The 18,291-nt window shown below is 41.5% G+C and carries 14 protein-coding genes and 1 pseudogene; 8 read left to right on the top strand and 7 right to left on the bottom strand.

Annotated elements, in window-relative coordinates:
* Positions 1-50 precede the first annotated feature (50 nt).
* Complete coding sequence (locus GMA8713_RS13050; protein WP_062710422.1) at positions 51-1,898, top strand: bifunctional helix-turn-helix transcriptional regulator/alpha/beta hydrolase; 1,848 nt, start codon at positions 51-53, stop codon at positions 1,896-1,898.
* Between the two features lie 217 nt (positions 1,899-2,115).
* Here the strand turns inward: GMA8713_RS13050 and GMA8713_RS13045 are convergent, their stop codons facing one another.
* The 7 genes from GMA8713_RS13045 to GMA8713_RS13020 form a co-directional block, all read right to left on the bottom strand.
* A complete protein-coding gene (locus tag GMA8713_RS13045) occupies positions 2,116-3,087 on the bottom strand; it encodes a TAXI family TRAP transporter solute-binding subunit (RefSeq protein ID WP_062710420.1) in 972 nt (323 codons plus the stop codon).
* 19 nt (positions 3,088-3,106) lie between these two features.
* Positions 3,107-3,283: a hypothetical protein gene (locus tag GMA8713_RS27710; RefSeq protein WP_198159504.1), complete on the bottom strand. Its 177-nt coding sequence runs from the start codon at positions 3,281-3,283 to the stop codon at positions 3,107-3,109.
* Positions 3,284-3,291: 8 nt separating this feature from the next.
* A complete protein-coding gene (locus tag GMA8713_RS13040) occupies positions 3,292-4,059 on the bottom strand; it encodes a hypothetical protein (RefSeq protein ID WP_062710416.1) in 768 nt (255 codons plus the stop codon).
* Positions 4,060-4,741: 682 nt separating this feature from the next.
* Positions 4,742-5,275 carry a DJ-1/PfpI family protein gene (locus tag GMA8713_RS13035; protein WP_062710413.1) on the bottom strand — a complete coding sequence of 178 codons (534 nt, stop codon included), beginning with the start codon at positions 5,273-5,275 and terminating at the stop codon, positions 4,742-4,744.
* Between the two features lie 764 nt (positions 5,276-6,039).
* On the bottom strand, positions 6,040-7,071 hold the full coding sequence (locus GMA8713_RS13030) for a hypothetical protein (RefSeq protein ID WP_062710410.1): 1,032 nt from the start codon (positions 7,069-7,071) through the stop codon (positions 6,040-6,042).
* Positions 7,072-7,650: 579 nt separating this feature from the next.
* Positions 7,651-7,836: an IS1 family transposase gene (locus tag GMA8713_RS26775; RefSeq protein WP_084387727.1), complete on the bottom strand. Its 186-nt coding sequence runs from the start codon at positions 7,834-7,836 to the stop codon at positions 7,651-7,653.
* A gap of 286 nt (positions 7,837-8,122) precedes the next feature.
* Positions 8,123-8,548 carry a hypothetical protein gene (locus tag GMA8713_RS13020; RefSeq protein WP_232314435.1) on the bottom strand — a complete coding sequence of 142 codons (426 nt, stop codon included), beginning with the start codon at positions 8,546-8,548 and terminating at the stop codon, positions 8,123-8,125.
* 735 nt (positions 8,549-9,283) lie between these two features.
* Here GMA8713_RS13020 and GMA8713_RS13015 point away from each other — a divergent pair.
* From GMA8713_RS13015 to GMA8713_RS12985, 7 genes and pseudogenes are all read left to right on the top strand, one after another.
* Positions 9,284-9,708 (top strand): annotated as a pseudogene (locus GMA8713_RS13015) (IS3 family transposase); the annotation flags it as partial.
* A 424-nt stretch (positions 9,709-10,132) separates the two neighbouring features.
* Complete coding sequence (locus tag GMA8713_RS13010; RefSeq protein ID WP_062710399.1) at positions 10,133-11,431, top strand: tyrosine-type recombinase/integrase; 1,299 nt, start codon at positions 10,133-10,135, stop codon at positions 11,429-11,431.
* 3 nt (positions 11,432-11,434) lie between these two features.
* On the top strand, positions 11,435-12,262 hold the full coding sequence (locus tag GMA8713_RS13005) for a hypothetical protein (protein ID WP_062710396.1): 828 nt from the start codon (positions 11,435-11,437) through the stop codon (positions 12,260-12,262).
* A gap of 110 nt (positions 12,263-12,372) precedes the next feature.
* Entirely contained in the window at positions 12,373-12,558 is a 186-nt protein-coding gene (locus GMA8713_RS13000) for a helix-turn-helix transcriptional regulator (protein WP_062710394.1), read from the top strand.
* Positions 12,559-12,560: 2 nt separating this feature from the next.
* Complete coding sequence (locus GMA8713_RS12995; RefSeq protein WP_084387726.1) at positions 12,561-13,814, top strand: VapE domain-containing protein; 1,254 nt, start codon at positions 12,561-12,563, stop codon at positions 13,812-13,814.
* Between the two features lie 320 nt (positions 13,815-14,134).
* Entirely contained in the window at positions 14,135-17,653 is a 3,519-nt protein-coding gene (locus tag GMA8713_RS12990) for an esterase/lipase family protein (RefSeq protein WP_062710390.1), read from the top strand.
* A 90-nt stretch (positions 17,654-17,743) separates the two neighbouring features.
* Positions 17,744-18,291, top strand: a 548-nt coding sequence (locus tag GMA8713_RS12985) for a helix-turn-helix domain-containing protein (RefSeq protein WP_198159503.1), incomplete at its 3' end; no start/stop codon positions are given.

The following is an 18,291-nucleotide window of genomic DNA, read 5'->3' as shown; positions in this document are numbered from 1 at the left end:
GCTGAATCCTGAATCTTCAGGTTATTTGGGTATAGCAGTAGGTTGTTGTTGTGTTAATCTCTAATGAAAAGCTTCATGATCTTATTGAAAATATTTATGAAGCGGCAGTTGATCCTGAAAAATGGCCAGTATTAGTGACAGCGGTTGCTAATTTACTGGAAAACACGAATTACCAAGACTTTAGGGGATATTCCCAGCATCACCAGAACACATTTCTCCCTGGCAGCGAAGCGCCAGAAACAATATCTCTGCAAAGTGCATTGCTTCAGGTTTGCCCTCTATCATCAGATTCTGAAGAGGCAAGCGGCCAATATAGCCAAACAGAGCTTGATGCAATTCTATTACGCCATTTTAAATCTGCTCTGGGGATCGCACAAAAACTGAATGTACGAGAATCCTACAGAGCCATTATGACGTCGGTGCTTGATCAGCTTCCTGTTGGCCTGCTCATTCTAAACAGTAAAGGAAGCGTGCTGGAAAGTAACTTTCTCGCCAAGAAAATGCTGGAAAACCAAGGCCTGCTCAAGATCGAAGATGGCATCATTAACGTCAAGGACAGGGAGTTAAAAGCCCGCTTGTTTAAAGCTATTCAGGCAGTCGCTTTAGATTTTTCTGGTAAGCACAATCAGGTATTAATGTTGGGAGAGGCTGCCCGTCCTCTGGAAAAATTGATGGTACTGCTCAGCACCATTTATGGCCAACAAGATGAGAGCGGGAATCAGCTTGTCGCGGCTTTCCTGTCGAGTCCGAAAAACCAGCCCGTGTCTATCCCCGATTCCTTGACGCAATACTACGGCCTGACAAAAAAAGAGGTGGAGGTCGCCTGCCTGCTCATTCGGGGCTTTTCGGTGAAAGAGTTGGCCAATGAGATGCATGTTACTGAGCACACGGCGAGAAGCCATCTAAAATCCTTGCTGTCAAAAACCAAAACGCAGCGACAGACTGAATTAGTCCGCATTTTGTTGACCGGCCCTAGGCCTATCATCGAGCAAGCGCAACAAGTCGCGCTATATCGTGGTTCGATTCAGAACCAAGAAGTAAAACAGGTCACCGTGAAGGATGGACGAACATTGAGTTATTCCGAGTATGGTAAACCAATGGGTAAGCCCATACTTTACTTACACAGCATTCTGGGGGGAGGAAAGGAGCTGGAATTGATGGCAACCTCAGATGAGATCAGCGAGTTGGGTTACCGGATTATCGCGCCTGATCGTCCGGGCTATGGCAGATCGAGTGTGGACAAAAATGGCTCTCTTTCAGCATTTGCAGAAGATCTAAACGTATTACTTGAGCATTTGAAAATAACTCAATTGCCCGTTTTGGGCTTTTCGATGGGGGCGCTTTACGGGGGCAGTTTTGCGAATGCCTACCCTAACAGAGTGCAAAAGCTTATTGCTGTTAGCGCTGGTTTAGCCTCTACGGAAAAATCAGAGTTTCAGCAAATGAATCCGCTTTGGCGGGTGAGTATGCTTTTAGCCAGAGATGTCCCCAAAGCTTTTCGGTTGATAGCGAACTTAATGTACACCACGTTCCGGAAAAACCCGCATAAAGTCTATAGCCTCATCTCATCAAGTGTTGTTGGTGAAGAAAAGACACGTTTCCTCGACAGCAAGTTCGAAAAAGAATTTTGTAACGTTCTTAACTACGGCTGGCAACAAGGCTTATATTCGGTATGTCGAGAAGTAGAGCGACTGGTGGGGAAACCGGATTTTGAACCAGGTTCGTTACCGACACATGTTGTGTTTTGGCATGGTAATAAGGATATGCATGTGCCACTGAGCGTAGCCAGGCGACTTGAAAAGCAACTGCCTTCTACTGAGTTTAGGGAGGGGCTCAATAGCAGTCACTTTTTTATTTGCCTCAAATTGAAAGAGATACTTTGTGTCGAGATGAGCTGAAAAAAGAAGGCGCTTTTTCAAATTTAGCGAAATTAGCGAAAATACCCATGCTGAAGTTCCCAGCGCACGCCTCCTTTTTGGGGCGACCAAGGCAAACGAATCAGCTCTAGTACCTGGCATAGGAACAACCAAGCGCTAGAGCGAGTCAGAGCAAAGAGAGTATACCGAGAGGAATCTAAAACTCCCTGGCTGTATCTGCCTTATGATTGAGCGCCAGCTAGTACTCTTCGTCCTCTAACTTATCTTCATCAAGAGGGAAGTAAGACCAATCTGATTGGCCCTCATCTTCTAGATAGTCATAAACACTTGCCCAGTTAGGGTTCGTGTTAGGATCATCAGCCAAGTCAGCAACATTGGCATAAATACACGTTGCCAATTCAATCATCGATGCGTTTCGTTTTTTCTTACGGAAGGACTTGCCTACCAATAGTGCGCGCACACCAACGGTCTCAATTGACTGCACTTTGCCAGCAATTTGGTAATTAACGTTTTGCTTGCTGTAGAAACCGGCCGTCTGGGAAATTTGGTCATAATCCAGTTCTGCCAATGTCCACTTACCCGTTTTCAAATACTCATCAACCACTGCGTAAGGTGCACCACCAACCAAAACTAGCGGCATGCTGGTGTCATTTGGGTTGTTGGCGGCTTCAACGACAGAGAGATTCAAATTGAAGAAGTAGCTCAGCGCTTGTGCCGAGACCATCGAGCCTCCCCATGAGCCTACTGTCTGTCCTTTTAGCATAGGGAGTTCAAACTTCTGTGCTTTCTTTTCAGAGCCACCGAACCACTTAGTCCACATTCCGCCACTATCATTACCCTTGGGTTTGTAGTTTTTAGGAATTAAAAGGTGTACGGCTTCTTCGTGTAAACCAGATAGAACCTTTATGCGGTTTTTATTGACCTGTTTGGGTGAGCGCTTAGCATGAAAGTTAAGAACATCTTCTTGCACCATACCGAGTGCATACTTCTTATTGGTAATACCGAGCAAGTTATCAACAGACCCACCGGAGTTTGTGATGGTTAAGTCGAAGTCTGTTACTTCATCGGCACAGTATTCAGCAATATCATTACCCATACCAAAATAGTTACCCGTAGGACCGCCGGTTCCCATCACAAGCTCTTTAGCTACCAAAGGGCTCGATATAAAAGATACTGCGAGTGCAGCAGCCACCAAATATTGATGTTTCATTTCGCTATTCTCCTTTAGCTTAAAATGGGCTTTCCGTTAATACGTTGTTGTTGTGGCTTTCTGATGAATCTCCGTTTGTCGTACTTAGGAAGCTAAGAACACCCAGAGCCAAAGTCGCAGCGCACAAAATACCAATGAAAATCTGCATCACTTTCGTTGTTTTACCGACTTTAGTCTCTTGCTCGATATTCGACATATCAGCTCCTATTCTTTGTTGTCAATTTCGTAATCCGCAACGGAGTTCTCAACACTCACCATGGCTTCATGGAAGTCTTGTTCAATGGCTGCAAACGCTTCCATGCCAAGCATTTCCTCAAGTTTGTTACCGTTGGAATCATTGGCAAATTTCAGTGCGTCACCCACCATGTCAGAAAATTCAGCCATTTCTTTATAATCGCGGACTTTTATTTCTAATTCTTTATGCGCCCGGGCGGCTCGATCTACGTTGGCTTTTACCATGCCATAAGCGGCTTCAACTTTTTCAGCCATCTCAACCTTTCTTGCGTAGTTAGATGACTCTTTATTTGATGTTTTGAGCCGTGCATTGATTTTATTGACAAAACCACCCATTTTGTCCCTTGCTGCACGTGCAGAATCTAAACGATTCCCTGACTCAATAACCATATGGGTCAAGGTTTCAATTTTGTGAGTTTTCGCTTCTTCAATCATTTTCTTTAAAACATGATTACGCATTTTTTGCTTAATCATGGGATCCGCCATTTTCAGATAACGAAAGGCGTAAACCATAAGTGCCACAGCACCAAGCCCAACCACCAGAGCAATAACACCGGTAATTATCTGAAACAGGATCGTCCCCAAAAGCATCAATCCAACAAGCGCAAATCCAGCAAACCCTAAATTCCGCGCCGTGCTTGTCACAGACGAATTTTGCTCGCGCTTAATGTCCGCAATTCTCTTGTTGCTCTCTTCAACGAGAGAGGTGAAATTTAAAGACTTTGTGACCGTAGACAAGCTACCTCCCAATCCTTTGGTTTTTATCCAGTGACTTACACTTAAATTTGAATGTGTGCGAAAGAAAACGAGTCTCCAAGAACGACTCCACGCTACTTTCTCAAAAAGTCAGAAGTCAGTGTGTGAATAATTCTTGAGCAGTGTTTGTGTCGCAGGCATTTGATGTACTGGTAATTGTCTTAACATTGAGAATACTACTTTTTCTCAACGACTCTGGAGAGACTAAATGAAAGCATGCAGTCAATTGAGTCGCATAAAAGAGAATATGAGTAAACGATTAGTGCCATGTCCCATATTGCAATATTGAGACGATTAACTTTTTAGAATATCTCGGGAAGAGCCGCTGATAGATAGGAAAATGAAGGGAAAGAGGATATTCAAGAGGCTTTTCAGGGGCTCTCGCCTTATGCTCCAAACACCTGAATTCGAGTATCTTCAGGTGGTTTAGGTAAACATAGATATGACTATTGGACCAATGAAGCAGGCGCTCAAAAAGATTGAATTTATAGATCCGTGAATCCTTAAAGGCGCTCAGAGTTAAGCGTCGTAACGTTTTTGACGCGCTTGGCTCCGCGCCATTTCATTCTCCAGAATAGGAGCGGCATTTAATGGTCTTAGGGTTTGTCATCTCTCGCTATTTCACCATCTGCAATCAGTGACAAGTAACGACTGCAGCATACCCTCAGAAATGAGGTGAAGTTGCTGATATCATGATTTGTACAAGCTTTCCATCTGTGATCGCTTCATCCATAGCCATTTCTACATATTTCCCTTTCGCAAGCTCAACTTCAGGTTTGCAGGCAGGGTAGGCCGTTAGTGTTTTTCCCTCTACCACCCCAGCAGATGTTAGTAGTTGAATACCATGGCAAATTGATGCCACAGGTTTATCAGCCGAGAAGAAATCACGAACGAGCGCTATCACTTTCTCGTTCAAACGAAGGTATTCAGGCGAACGGCCTCCTGGGATGTAAAGAGCTTCGTAGTCTTCAGCTTTTACATTCTCAAATAACGCATTGAGGGTAAAGTTATGTCCTCGTTTTTCCGTATAGGTTTGATCCCCCTCGAAATCATGAACAGAGGTTGCGATGGTTTCACCTATCTTTTTGTTCGGGCACACCGCATCGACTTCGTGTCCCATTGCGGTAAGCGACTGGAAAGGAACCATATTTTCGTAGTCTTCGACAAAGTCACCGGTGATCATTAGCACTCTTGCCATTATTAGCTTCCTTTTGTTCCTATAAATCAGCGCAAGTACGATGTCTGCGCGGTTAATGGTTATCTAACCGCAATTTATTAACAGCGTGGTAACACTTGGATGTTACATCGTGCCATCTCCAAGGCGAATTGAGATTGACCCGGCCAAGATGAGAGCAGTTTTTGCCGAGGTAATGGGGTAGCTGGTAGAGGATATTTTCTAGTTGTTTCTCATGAAGGTAAGCGCTTTTGGGGCCGTATGACCCGGATGATACTTAGCTCCAGTTCTTTTCAAACAGACACATGCCGAACCGGATTCGACTAAGCAGTTTAACCTGATAACTTTTGAAATTATGGACTGTCTACCAATTACAAAAAGTCAGGTGTTAACCCAAAAACTCAACGTCAGGCTATTCAAAGAGCAACGTTTAAGGTTTCGGCTGCTTCAATACCGATCCATCCCCAGCTGGAATTGATTTTTTCGGTCACGTCCATGATTTCCGCGATATGTCGTTGAAATAACAAATACTTCGATATTGTGCGACACAATGGCATAGGTAGTATGTTTCAACATTGGAAAAGTACGGTTCTGATTACAAAAAAATTCGTAATTCAGATGCCGTACTTTGGGGGGCATAATGTGCCAGAACAGGTCGGCCTGACACGATTATGGGCAAAAGCTTGTTGAGGAATTTCTGCATGAAATGAGGTGCTCAGATGGGTACCTCAGAAACCTATCCATTTTTCAACAAGCTCGGTCATGTCAAAGTCATAATAGATAAGTTTTTATACTTTTAGCTTTTCTATTACGTTCAAGACATCTTGAGTATTGTAGGTTTTCCAACCGCTTTCCATATCGGTAGTGAAAAGAGAACGAAAACCATTGTCACTCTTTAAAAACTTATTGACGTTATCTGATGCTTTAGCATTATCACCATTCAAAACTCTTATCTGAATTGGTAGGAACTGCTCTAAGTCTTCGGACTCATGGCTTGCTTTTAGAAATAGGGCCAGATTAACCATATCGTGCTCATTCATCAGTCTCAACGCTTGTGGTTTCATGGCACCTTCAAGCTTTTGTGTATACTTGCCCTTTTCATTCATAAAGGTATTGATACCACCAATTCCATCTCCTTTCTGTTGAAAGGTATTCCCATCCAAGCTTGAGTCAAGATTACTTGAAAACTCTAAAACGCCCAGAAGAGGATAACCTGCAGCTTTCCATGAACCGAGCTCTATATTATTCTGTAACTTATTCGCTGCGTTCTGCCTAGCTTTAGTAAACGCATTCCCTGGCCTGTCACTAATCCCTTTGTCACCTGTTTGAGCAACAAAGAAGTGGTGGGTTTGAGATTTATCTTCAACCCCACCACTGGCATCTCCTCCCAGTACTTTTATGCCTGCATGCCCGCCCCATACTTCGCGGCTGGACAGTATTTCACCAATAGCATCTGTACCATGAACCCAAGTTTTGGCCATGTTAGTATTAGTCTGTGCTGGTAGTTTAACTATTTCACTCACAATCGTAGCAGTAGACTTCTGCTTTCCTAACTTATTTACAAGGTTATTGAATTCACCTACAGTGATTTTCTTTGAATCTCTAATTGGTTTCATTAAGCTATCAATATCATTTTGACTGAGCCCGAATTCTTTTTTTAATCCCTCAGAAATGGCATCGATTGCTGCTGTTCTAGCTCCACTCTTTCCTAATGAGAGGGCGTTAAACCTAGGCGCAGTCTCAATATTTTCGCCATTTTTAACAATTTCTTTATCTATGCTTTTTGATAATATTGGCTGTGTAAACGATTCAATTTTCATTAATTATACTCTCAATACTTTGTTTATAAATGAGGTGTTTTTACTTCTATTTCCACTCAGTAAATCTGTCCATTCAATGATTTTTCTAGTAAATGAAAGAAATGTATTTGTTAGGTCATCATCTAGGATTAATGTCTGAAAGCATATATGCCCATCTGTATCGATACCTATTGAAATTCCAGTTTCGGTATAACAGGCGTTGTATTCTAAAATTAACTTATAATGATCAGGGTTGACTTTTTCATCTGTAGGGTAACAGGATAATTTGGTGTAGCCTTGTGCACTAACGAATAAGAAAAAAACGTCATTCGATGTTTTTACGTAGAAGCTACCATTTTCATTGTCAATTAAAGTTGCTGATTCGAGATTTTCTACTAACTTAAGTATTTTATTATAAAGGTCACACATTATTTATCTTACCAGTTTAAACTAATAACAAGTGCGACTTTAATACTTTATAAATTTAGTGCATACCAAAATTGGTCGTATTTTTTTAGCTATGAAAAGAACCAAAAATCCGATCGTTTTACGGATAAGTTGCTTAAATCTTGAACCTGATGTTAAGTTGCTCTCCTCAATTCACTGAGTGAATCTTTTGCTTACAACGTGATTTTCTCTTGGTAATGTTCTCCCGCAGACATTGAAGTAATCTGTGAAAAATAAGCGGATTTCGAACGGCTTTAGTAAAGCAAATAGCGCTCGCAATACAGCCGCATTAAGTCTACCAAATGCATGAGCAAAGGTGAGTTTATAACGTGGCTCCACATATTAAAATATGACCATCAATTTGGCTTCGCCCCCTGCTTATAGCTTTTATTGTTCGCTTAATAGATTGGGCTTTCAAATTAGTTTTACTAAGTCAAACTCATATTAACAGAGCATGAATGAGTAAAAATTCTAACTCGAAGTGTGGAAGAAATGAATTAAAGCAATCTGTCAGGTCTGATTCAATCTTAAAGACGGATTGCTCTCTGATTAATCCTGTTTATTAATCAATGACTTATAAATTAAAAACCACCTCTCTTTGACTGTGTTTTTTGTTTGTGTTGCGTTAATCTTCAATAAACTCATCCTGACTTACTATAAACTCATCAAATACATCGGATTTTGCGGCATTAAAGCAACCATAAGTTCTAGATGATGAGCCATCTTTCATATATCCAATAGAGCGATTCGCTTCACTTATCAGAATGTTAACAGCTTCGGTATAGGGATCATTCTCCGTTTCAAATGTGTCTACGTTTTGAACAATCCTGTAGTCACCTTTACCCATGAAAGACAGCGCTCGTTTAGTGAAATTCAAGTCTTTGGCCAATTTACTCTCTGGATCGATGGCAATAAGACAGCTTACCAGTGCGTAGTCTTTTAGATTATTTCTAGCTTCAAGTATCTGCCCACTGAGGGCTACCGGAGAATAAGCACATCCAGCCGAAAGGACCGTCACTGCTGCCAGTTTGTTCAATCTTTTAATTCCCATAGCATTACTCTTTTGGGTGAAACTGCGCCACCATAACGCTCGTAGCTACCTAGTCCATGGTAATGAGTCGTAACCAGTTGGTCATCCTAGTCAGTAACTCGATCTCCAACATTAACCGCCTCGACCATATCTACTTCCTGTTCGATAGGATAGATATTAACTAGAGGAGTCAGAGGCTGATGGCAAGTTAGTGTTTGCGAAACATAGAATCTAGTCATGCGGGGGCAAGATTTTGCGTAGTTGGCAAAAAGTTGCTTACAAATTCGTCAGGTGAGCCAAAGAGGCGAATACCATGTCTGGCGTATAGAAAACCAACCTTATTCTGACTTCACTGGAGCCTTGGATAATTTAGAGGTTCTACGAACAGCGCCGTTTTTTTTAAAATTGCGCACCCTGCCAGGATGAATTTATTTTCTGTTGGGAGTGTTAAATAGTGTATAACTCTTCCCTGTCTGGGTAACTGGGGGGGTTGTTATCTTTGGCCTCGTTGGTGTAGCAATAACGGGAAAATCAAGGTTCGGTCGCGTAAATCAGCGATTTTAAAAACAGAGAGTGAAAACACACTAACTTATTAGTGAGCATCGCCATTGGGCGTTTTTTGTGTTTCTGATAAGGACAATATGATGGATAAACAGGTTGTTAAATGTGGGGTGTTTCTCTCCTTTGCCGAGACAGTGAGTCGCATTTTAAGTAATGTCACGCCCTGAGATAAGTAGGCACATTGGAGACTTATCTATGAGCACCCCAGGAAAGACAACGCTTAAACGCACTCAACGTGACTACTCCCTTGCCTTCAAACTGGACGTGGTTTCCCAAGTCGAAAAAGGCAAGCTGACCTATAAACAGGCTCAACAGCATTATGGTATTCAAGGTCGCAGTACCGTGCTTGTCTGGCTCAGAAAACACGGTAAGTTGGATTGGTCACGACCTCGTACGCATTCTCCTGTGTCTATATCGTCCGAAACACCTGCACAAAAGATAAAGCGACTCGAACGCGAACTCGCCAATGCTGAAGCCAGGAATATGATTTATGACGATGTGGTAGTGCTGGTGAAAAACGAGTACGGCATTGACCTTGAAAAAAAGTACTTAGCCGAGCGCTTTGGCAAGCCAAAGCGCTAGGGAAAGTCAATCTGGCGCTGAACTGTCGGTTGTTTGATCCTTTCGATAATCCCCCTATTTGATGGTATCAAGTTGCTCCCTAATGCGCAGTGATGTCTGCAAAAGGCGCCGAGTAAACCGCCCCATGCTTTTTCATCACGTTTGGCGGCCCGATAGCCATTCCTTGTTTGACTAAAAAACGGAAGACACAAAAAAGGTTAGTAGGCATTACGCCTGTTAACCTTCTGGAATATAGTGAACCCTCGCGGATTTGAACTAAGGACCAATCGATTATGAGTCGTGATTATCTAATATCTCAAGAAATCTCACATTATCTTAAAATGTAATAACATACTGTTTTTAATAGGGTGGTGTGAGCTTTGTATATACCATGACATCTCAATAAATCTCATTTAGTGATATCCTAACTACACCCACAACGTCACCTAAATTTATTTGGGTGTAGTTATGAAAGGAGCATGTATGGCGATTACACAGCGAGAGATTGTTGGCTTAAAACCTAAGAGAGATTCTTTCTATGTTTGGGATGACGACAGGTCAAGAGGAACTGGAAGGCTTGGGGTAAAAGTCTATCCCAAAGGTCGGAAGAGCTTCGTTTACCGATATTTCAAAGAAGGCAAGCGTGTGTTTATTTCTATCGGTGATTTTCCAACCGTAAGCCTAGTGGACGCCAGAGAAAGGATCAGAAAATTCGCTGATATGCTCAAGCAGGGTTTGGATCCTAAAGCAGAGCTAGAGAGACGAGAGCGTCAGAAACAAAAAGATTTTGAAGAGCAACAAGCTAAGGGCTCGATAGAAGCATTGTTCAAAAGCTATGTGTCTCAAATGGAAAAAGACGGCAAGCGGACGCACCAGAGTGTATATCGAGCACTGGAAAAGGAAGTGTATCCTTTTATCCCTCCAGAGACGAAAGCTTGTGATGTCACTACTAAAGAACTCACTGCTGTTTTGTCCAGCATGATTCAAAGGGGAGCCGAGACTCAAAGTAATCGTGTTCGTAGCTACCTTCATGCAGCTTTCAATCATGGTCTATATCATGACAATGACCCTGCCAATTATCTGAATCATGATAAGTTTGCCTTGTCATACAACCCAGTCAGCCAGATAAAAAAACAGAAAAGTGCAGAGCGTGTGGGGCAGCGGTTCCTTTCTTACCCAGAGCTAAGAGAGTTTATGCATGATATTGAGCATGAAATCGAGGGTGTTAGAGCCAGCCCAGTGATGAGAGCGCTACTTTTACTGTGTATTCACACTGGCGGCCAACGTCCGTATGAGCTGGCGGCATCCAAATGGGAAGCGATAAACTGGGAAGAAAAAACACTCTTAGTTGTAGCCGATGTTTCCAAAAACAAACGAGACCATCTATTGCCTTTGACGGATACAGCGATGGATCTTTTCAGGCAAATTAAGAGTTATTCAGAAGGTAATCCCTACATATTTCCCCATACCCGAGACCTTTCTAAACATATCCGCTTGGACTCGCTGAGTCAGGTGATTGCCAGATACAGAGAAGACCATCCCCACTTTGAGCACTTTATTCCGAGGGACTTGCGTCGAACATGCAAGACTTTGATGGGGGAGATAGGTATCAGTAAAGAGTTGAGAGACCGAATTCAGAACCATGCTATGAACGATGTCAGCTCAAAACACTATGATAGATATGACTATTTATCAGAGAAAAGGCGTGCGCTTGAAGCATGGGAAGTACGCCTGCTGGGTGTCGACCAAGATGATTCTAATGTTGTGCCACTTAGGGGGTAAAATTTGGAAAATCAGACAAGTGCCTTTGCACGCGCTTTTCCGCCTATCGAATATGCGGATGTTTCTAGAGCTGTATCTCTTTTCAAACCATACGGAGTGGAAGAGTGGGATATTGAGCACCTCATCAAAATGGGGGAGGTTTCGCTGTTTGTACCGCCAAAGATCTCTCTTCTCTCAGAAAACATTGAGATAGTCACTAGCAACAAAACTCTTGTCGATAAGTTGTCCGTCGCTATAGATGGGCATCGGGTAGACGACTTTATTTCTTGTGATATCAAAGTGGATAGCATTAACGAAATCACTGAGTTCTCGGATTTGGCTGAGTTGAGCCTTTTCCCTGAGCAAACGGGGTGGAAAGTATCTTGTGTTGGTGAGATAGCAGGAAGTTGGCGGCTGGAGGCTGATGAAGAATTCAAGTTTGTTGGAAAGGAAGGCAAACCGCTATGTGTATTGGCTGAATTACCGCCTGACGTTGATGATGTCCTTCAAATCAAAGCGACAGTCGAACAGCCCCGCTGTCTTAAAGAATGGCTTATCTCACGCGAAGACTTACTGCTTATTAAGCAGGCGACTCTCGAAGGCAGAACGGTGAGTGAGGTCTATTACCAAGCCTATGGTGAACCAAAAAAACAAAGGAAACCACGCACTGAACCAAAGCAAGTTGCAATGATAAAAGCCCTGGTGATGAGTATTCCTGAGTTGGGTGAAGGTGTCATCAATAAGCCCTCTATCGCACTTGCTGCCATCCAAGAGCATTTCAATAAAACTAATACTCCCTATGATGACCTTCCTTGTGAGAAAACAATCGCTAATTGGTTCAAAAGCAACTGAAGTAGAAAGATAAATAACTTTCCCCGAAAGTTATTTATCTTTCGTGAGCTTAGAACTGCTAACCGGCAACCTCCTTAGTTAACGGCAACAACTGCTTCGAGGAGGTTACCATGCCGCAAGATAGAATTATGTCACTGCAAGAAGTGTCTGCTGCTCTCAACCGTGACCCCAAAACGATTTGGCGTTGGTGGGCAAAAGAGAAACGTTTCCCTAAACCTATCCAATTTAATGGTCGTTGCCTTGGCTGGAAAGCATCCGTCTTTCAGGCTTGGTTGGAAGAGCAAGGAGTGGATTAGTGATGAAACGGATTAATGAACAAAAGACGCCATCTAGTCCCGAGTTGCCAGATTTTCCGCATGTCAGTGAGCGAGGAGGGCAGAAGCGAATACAGAATACAGCGGAAAACCTCTCTGCCTTACTTCACTTTGTGGGATTTAAAGCGGCATTCAACTTAATGACGTATCGCGTCGAAGTTCATCATAAAAATATTATTTTCAAAGAAGATGAGCTCAGAAGTAAGCTCATCAGCGTTTCTTCCATAACAGGTTTTCCAAAACAGGGTATCGATGATCACCTCATCACAGTAGCTAGAGAAAACGACTATCACCCCGTTCAGCGTCTTTTAGCAGCAAAAAAGTGGGATGGGGTATGTCGGGTCAATGAGGTCATTCAGTGTTTACCGGCAACGAATCCAATAGTCGCTAAGATTGCTTTAACTCGGTGGCTTGTTGGCTGTATTGCTTCTGTTTATGAGCCCGGTTTTAAAAGTAAGCTGATTCCTACAATAAAGGGTGAGCAATCTAGCGTTAAAACGGCATTCATCCAAAGACTTGCAAGTGTCGTTGACCACGGATTCCTCGAAGGTGCAGAGCTAAACCCTCACAATAAAGATCAGGTACTAACGTGCATTCGGGCTTGGATTGTAGAGCTCGGAGAGTTGGAAACCACGACAAAGCACAGCCAGGGTGCACTGAAGGCTTTTATTACTAAGGGGATGGATACTATTCGGCCTCCATTTGGCCGTTCGGATATCCATAAGCCTCGCCAGACCAATTTCATTGGAACAGTAAACCGAGCTGACTTCCTAAAAGATGCAACCGGTAATACCCGATACGCATCGATTGAAATTGAAGGCCGCATAGACATTGAAACAGTTAACAGCATACTTGGGTGGAAGTTCACTCCCAACGGCAGAACTACACTAGTAGATCCAGAGTCTCTTATACAATTTTGGCTCGAAGTGAAACACTGGTACGAGCGCGGCGAAGGCTGGCATCTCTCTGAAGAGGAACTGAAGTTGATTGGAGAGGCCAATGAGTCATTTGTCGATAAAGGACCATGGTACGAATTGCTGAAAGAGCGTATTTGCCAATCCAACGAAAGCACAGATTCTCAGTTTGAGTGGCTTACAGCTGGTCATATTTGTAAAAACATGAGCTTTCCCATCAACCAAAGTGGCCGTGTTGGCAGAGCATTAAAAGTGCTTGTAGAGGATGGATTTATTGAAGTGAAAAAGCGTGATGGGTACAGCCTCTACTTTTTCCCAGTCTAAGTTGGAACAAGAGTGTTGTAAGTGGGGAAGGTTACTTCACTTACAACACTTGGAAGATGAAAGATATTGCTCTAGTTTAGTGGTTCGATTCGGGAAGAAAATGAAAACGGTTTTGTAAAAATGTACGTCAGCAAACTAAGGGTAACTTCTAGTGTGACAAATCATCATTTGTGAATGTGAATAGCTACCGACTTGATAGACAACATATAAGACACTTCGGAAACCAATCAGTAATATACTGAAATATTGAGATTTGTTCCGAGACAAGTTTTAGCGTGTTAATATGCAATTGATTGAAAATACTGTCTAAGTGATCCTATATGGCTTCTCTAAAAATACTCTACAGCTCAGATGAGACACCAAATAAGCATGTTATTTTTGTGCACGGTTTGGATGGCCATGCTATCGATACATGGAAATCTAGTGATGAAACGGTGTGGCCCGTTTGGATTGGTGAAGACCAGGAAAGTACTTTTGTATGGTCTGTCGATTATGATGCTAAAAAATTCGGTAATGACTCTATGCATCTGGTGCGTAGGGGGAGCAATATATTCGAGTTACTCCTGACAATTCCTGAGTTGAAAAGCGGCGAGATTATATTGGTAGGACACAGTTTCGGTGGATTAGTGATCAAGCAGTTACTGCGTCATGCTAGCGATCAACGCTCTGAACGAGAGGATGTTTCTTCGTTCTTAATTCGAGTGAAGAAAGTTGTATTTTTAGGCACTCCTCATACGGGATCGTCACTAGCAACTCTTAGTGACAAAGTTAGGATTGTATTGACTAACTCAGGAGTCACGGAGAGCCTAAAGAAAAACGATCCGCATTTAGTGGGTTTAAAAAACTGGTATAAAAACTGGTCAGCCAATTATGGTGTTCAAAACTTAGCCCTAATGGAGGATCGTCCCACAACATATAGTTGGTGGATATTCAAAAAATCTGTTTGGGTAGTAGAGCCTGATAGTGCAGATCCTGGTGTCAAAGAAGATCCAATAATGGTTGACGCAGACCACTACTCAATATGCAAACCTGACACAAAAGAATCAGAAGTATATAGGCATGTAAGCAGTTTCCTGGAAAAAAAAAATGAATTTGTTTCTCAACAAGAACGGATAGAGCTAAAGGTCGATGGACTCAGCGGTGAACTGAAAAATGTTAACAAGGTGGTAACAAAGCTAGACCATTTTGCTAGCACTCAAGTTTTTGCTACGAAATTCTTAGATACTGAGTTAAATCAGCAGTTAGAAAAAATCATTAAATATAGGTTTTTTAATATTTTTCCAACAATAGAACTCTCTATCAAGTTGGGTCGAGCACTGTTAGATGATGGTATGTTTGCTAAAACATCGGTTGAGCTTCGAAGCAGAGCTTGTGCATGGATAGCTAGACTGTTGTGTTTTGAACAGTCCGAATTAGTTCTAGTATCTGATCTGATTGAAAAATCAATGCAACTATATACTCTCGATGAACAAAGTATTGCTCATGCTTTCATAAATTCTAACGAAGAAAACGTAAAAGAGTGCGTTGCAAGTCTTCTTAAAGATATTTCCTCTGAACGCTTATCAGCAGCATTTATATTGCTAAATAAGTATGATTCGAGTATGGCGATTTCTTGGTTTGAGGACACTAATATATCCATATGTGAACTCTTTGTTGATGGACAGATATCTCTTCTGATGTCACTCATTAACCAACAGCGTTGGGATCAAGCCTTAACTGAAGTAAATCAATTGATTCAAGAGGATTTACTATCAACTACTACCTTAAAGTACTTTACAGCTTTAATATTATTGTGTTCATCGGTTGTAGAATCAGCTCGAAACCAATTGTTGGTAGGTGTTCCTGTTCTAGTTCGTAACTTCCCATTTAAATCAGATGTAGACTCGATAAATCTCAGGAAAAGAGCTGTATGTCTTTTTAGAAGTGTGGTGGATGAATTGAAGGATAATGATCTAGAAACTGTTGGAAAGGTAGCGTCTGATTATGCGCTATGGATAGAGCTAAATGACAGAGAATCATTTGCTAGTGCAAAATCTATAGTGGAAAATATTTTTAGTGATGAGAGAAATATTGATGATGCAATTCGTATTCTTCCCCTTATTGGTGATTTAGAACTAGACTTTAGTTTAGTAGAATTAGAGATAAATAAAAGAGTTACGATAACACTTGGAAATGACTACCATGCAGTTATAGCAAAGTATGCTTTACTTCTAAAAATTAATGAGCCACAAAAAGTTATAGAAGAAATTGAAAAAAATATAGATTTATTTTTGAAGTATATAGAGTTGCACTCCATTTTTAATTTAAAGATTCAAGCATATAACTTTATGGGGAAAGATGTATTAGCTCAAAAAGAATGCGGGGCTTTATATAGAAAAGGTAAGCTAACTAAAGAGCAGTATGATTACTTTATATCTGTGATTGGATCTGAAGAAAACATAGATAAACTCTCTCTTCTAGAAGAACAATATAGTAAAAGTAATAGCTTGGAGGACTTGTCAGTACTAATTTCTCTATTGAGAAGACTTAAAGATGAACGATTAGAGAAATATCAAGAAGAATACTATTCTATAACTAAAAATATTAGTGCTGCTGAAGATTTGATTATTACCTACAGTTCAAATCATAATTTTGAAAAGATTTCAAAATTTATATCTAAAAACTCTGAGTTAATTGAGCAATCTACTCAACTACAAATTCATGCAGCATGGAATCTATATAGGGAAGGTAAAGTTCATGAATGTAGAGAATGGATTTCAAAGTACTTTGGAAATGAAAGTGGAAATCATCATTTAATTGATGATCTTGAAGATAGTCTAAACCTTTGCACAGGAGATTGGGAAGCGCTTGTTCGCAACATTGAGTTAGCATGGGAAAACCGAACAGAGTTGAGTGCAAAAGAGCTCTTTAGAAAGTCTTATTTAGCAGAAGCTGTTTTACCAAATAGAGCAAAAAAATTCGTTGCAGAAGCCGTAAACAAAGAACCCAACAACCCAGAAATATTAGCATCAGCCTACTCCATTGCGACGAATTTAGGTCTTGATGACAAAGAGGAAGTAACAGATTGGCTTCAAAAGGCTGTTGAATTATCAGAAAATGATGGTCCAATTAGAAGAGTTTCTTTGGAAGAGGTAGGTGATATTTTAGGTTCTAATAAGGAAAAACCTAATAAAGCTTGGGAATTGTTTGTTTCTGGAGATGCACCAAGTACTCTTATAGCTTCTATACTAAATCGTACAATATCAAGCTTTTATATTACACCTTGGATAGTTAATAGAAATGGAATTGAAGTTAATAGGAAATGCTTGATACCAGCGTATAGCTTAAATCGTGGAGAGGTTGAGGTTAAACCAGAAATAATAGCACTAGACCTGACATCTATCTTTAGCTTGTCAAATTTTAGACTTTTGGAACAAACGATCGAGTTATTTAAGAATGTAATAATACCGCACTCGACATTGCTATCTATATTTAGTGATAGAAAGAAAACTGCCTTCCATCAACCTAGTCGAATAGCTTTGGCGAAGTCTTTGAAAGAAAATACTAAGTCGTTTTCTATATTGAAATATAATTCGGTTAAACATATTGAACTTAGAGCTAAAGTGAATGATGAAGCGGCAGATTTTATCTCTCATGCAATGGAAGGTGAAACAGATAATGTTCGACTTGTTTGTATTTCCACACCTGTATATGTCGCTGGAAGTTTGATGAGGGAGGAGTTTGATTTAACGCCCTATCGAGAATGTTTAGTTTCATGTGAGCAGATCATTAAGTTTCTTTATGAGTGTGGAAGTATTATGAAGGTTGATGCTCAAGAGATGCTAAATAGCTGTTCCTAATAGTAGATCTCAAAGATAAGAGAAACTCAGTCCGCTTTGTGCGATCTGATCAATCGCCAAACCGAAACATACCGACAAAAGGACTGAGTGATGGCCATCATAGCACCGATACCTCGTGGCGAACGTCGTAGGATGAAAAAAGCGATACAGACTACCAAGGACAAGGATTATGCCCGCAGACTTATTGCTCTCATGCAACTCCACGAAGGCAAAACGATTGTCGATGTCTGCCGTATTATCAGTGCAGCCCGCTCCTCAGTGGGTAGGTGGATTGACTGGTTTACTCAAGGTGGTATGGATGCCCTGCACGCTTTGCCTGTTGGCAGACCGCCAACGCTTCCCGTTAGCGAAATGTGTGCGATGCTGACTATTCTGGTTCAGTTTTCCCCGCAGGATTTCGGTTATCAGCGAAGCCGCTGGAGTACAGAGCTTTTAACGATGCAGCTCAATGATGTATTCCAAAGTACAGTGGCGGCTTCTACGGTCAGGCGTTGGTTACCGAAAATCGGGATCGTCTGGCGTAGGGCGGCACCTACCCTCAATATTCGAGACCCTGACAAGGAAGAAAAGCTCGCTCAGATAAGTGAGGCGCTGGACAAATGCAGTGTTGACCATCCGGTGTTTTATGAAGACGAAGT

The sequence above is a fragment of the Grimontia marina genome (genome assembly GCF_900060185.1).
GTDB lineage: Bacteria > Pseudomonadota > Gammaproteobacteria > Enterobacterales > Vibrionaceae > Enterovibrio > Enterovibrio marinus.
This window is presented reverse-complemented; position numbering and strand designations above follow the sequence as displayed.

Excerpts from the sequence above, each read along its gene's own strand:
- GMA8713_RS13045 (WP_062710420.1), bottom strand. The coding sequence starts at position 3,087 with ATGAAACATCAATATTTGGTGGCTGCTGCACTCGCAGTATCTTTTATA.
- GMA8713_RS27710 (WP_198159504.1), bottom strand. The coding sequence starts at position 3,283 with ATGTCGAATATCGAGCAAGAGACTAAAGTCGGTAAAACAACGAAAGTG.
- GMA8713_RS13035 (WP_062710413.1), bottom strand. The coding sequence starts at position 5,275 with ATGGCAAGAGTGCTAATGATCACCGGTGACTTTGTCGAAGACTACGAA.
- GMA8713_RS13030 (WP_062710410.1), bottom strand. The coding sequence starts at position 7,071 with ATGAAAATTGAATCGTTTACACAGCCAATATTATCAAAAAGCATAGAT.
- GMA8713_RS13020 (WP_232314435.1), bottom strand. The coding sequence starts at position 8,548 with ATGGGAATTAAAAGATTGAACAAACTGGCAGCAGTGACGGTCCTTTCG.
- GMA8713_RS13010 (WP_062710399.1), top strand. The coding sequence starts at position 10,133 with ATGGCGATTACACAGCGAGAGATTGTTGGCTTAAAACCTAAGAGAGAT.
- GMA8713_RS13000 (WP_062710394.1), top strand. The coding sequence starts at position 12,373 with ATGCCGCAAGATAGAATTATGTCACTGCAAGAAGTGTCTGCTGCTCTC.
- GMA8713_RS12995 (WP_084387726.1), top strand. The coding sequence starts at position 12,561 with ATGAAACGGATTAATGAACAAAAGACGCCATCTAGTCCCGAGTTGCCA.
- GMA8713_RS12990 (WP_062710390.1), top strand. The coding sequence starts at position 14,135 with ATGGCTTCTCTAAAAATACTCTACAGCTCAGATGAGACACCAAATAAG.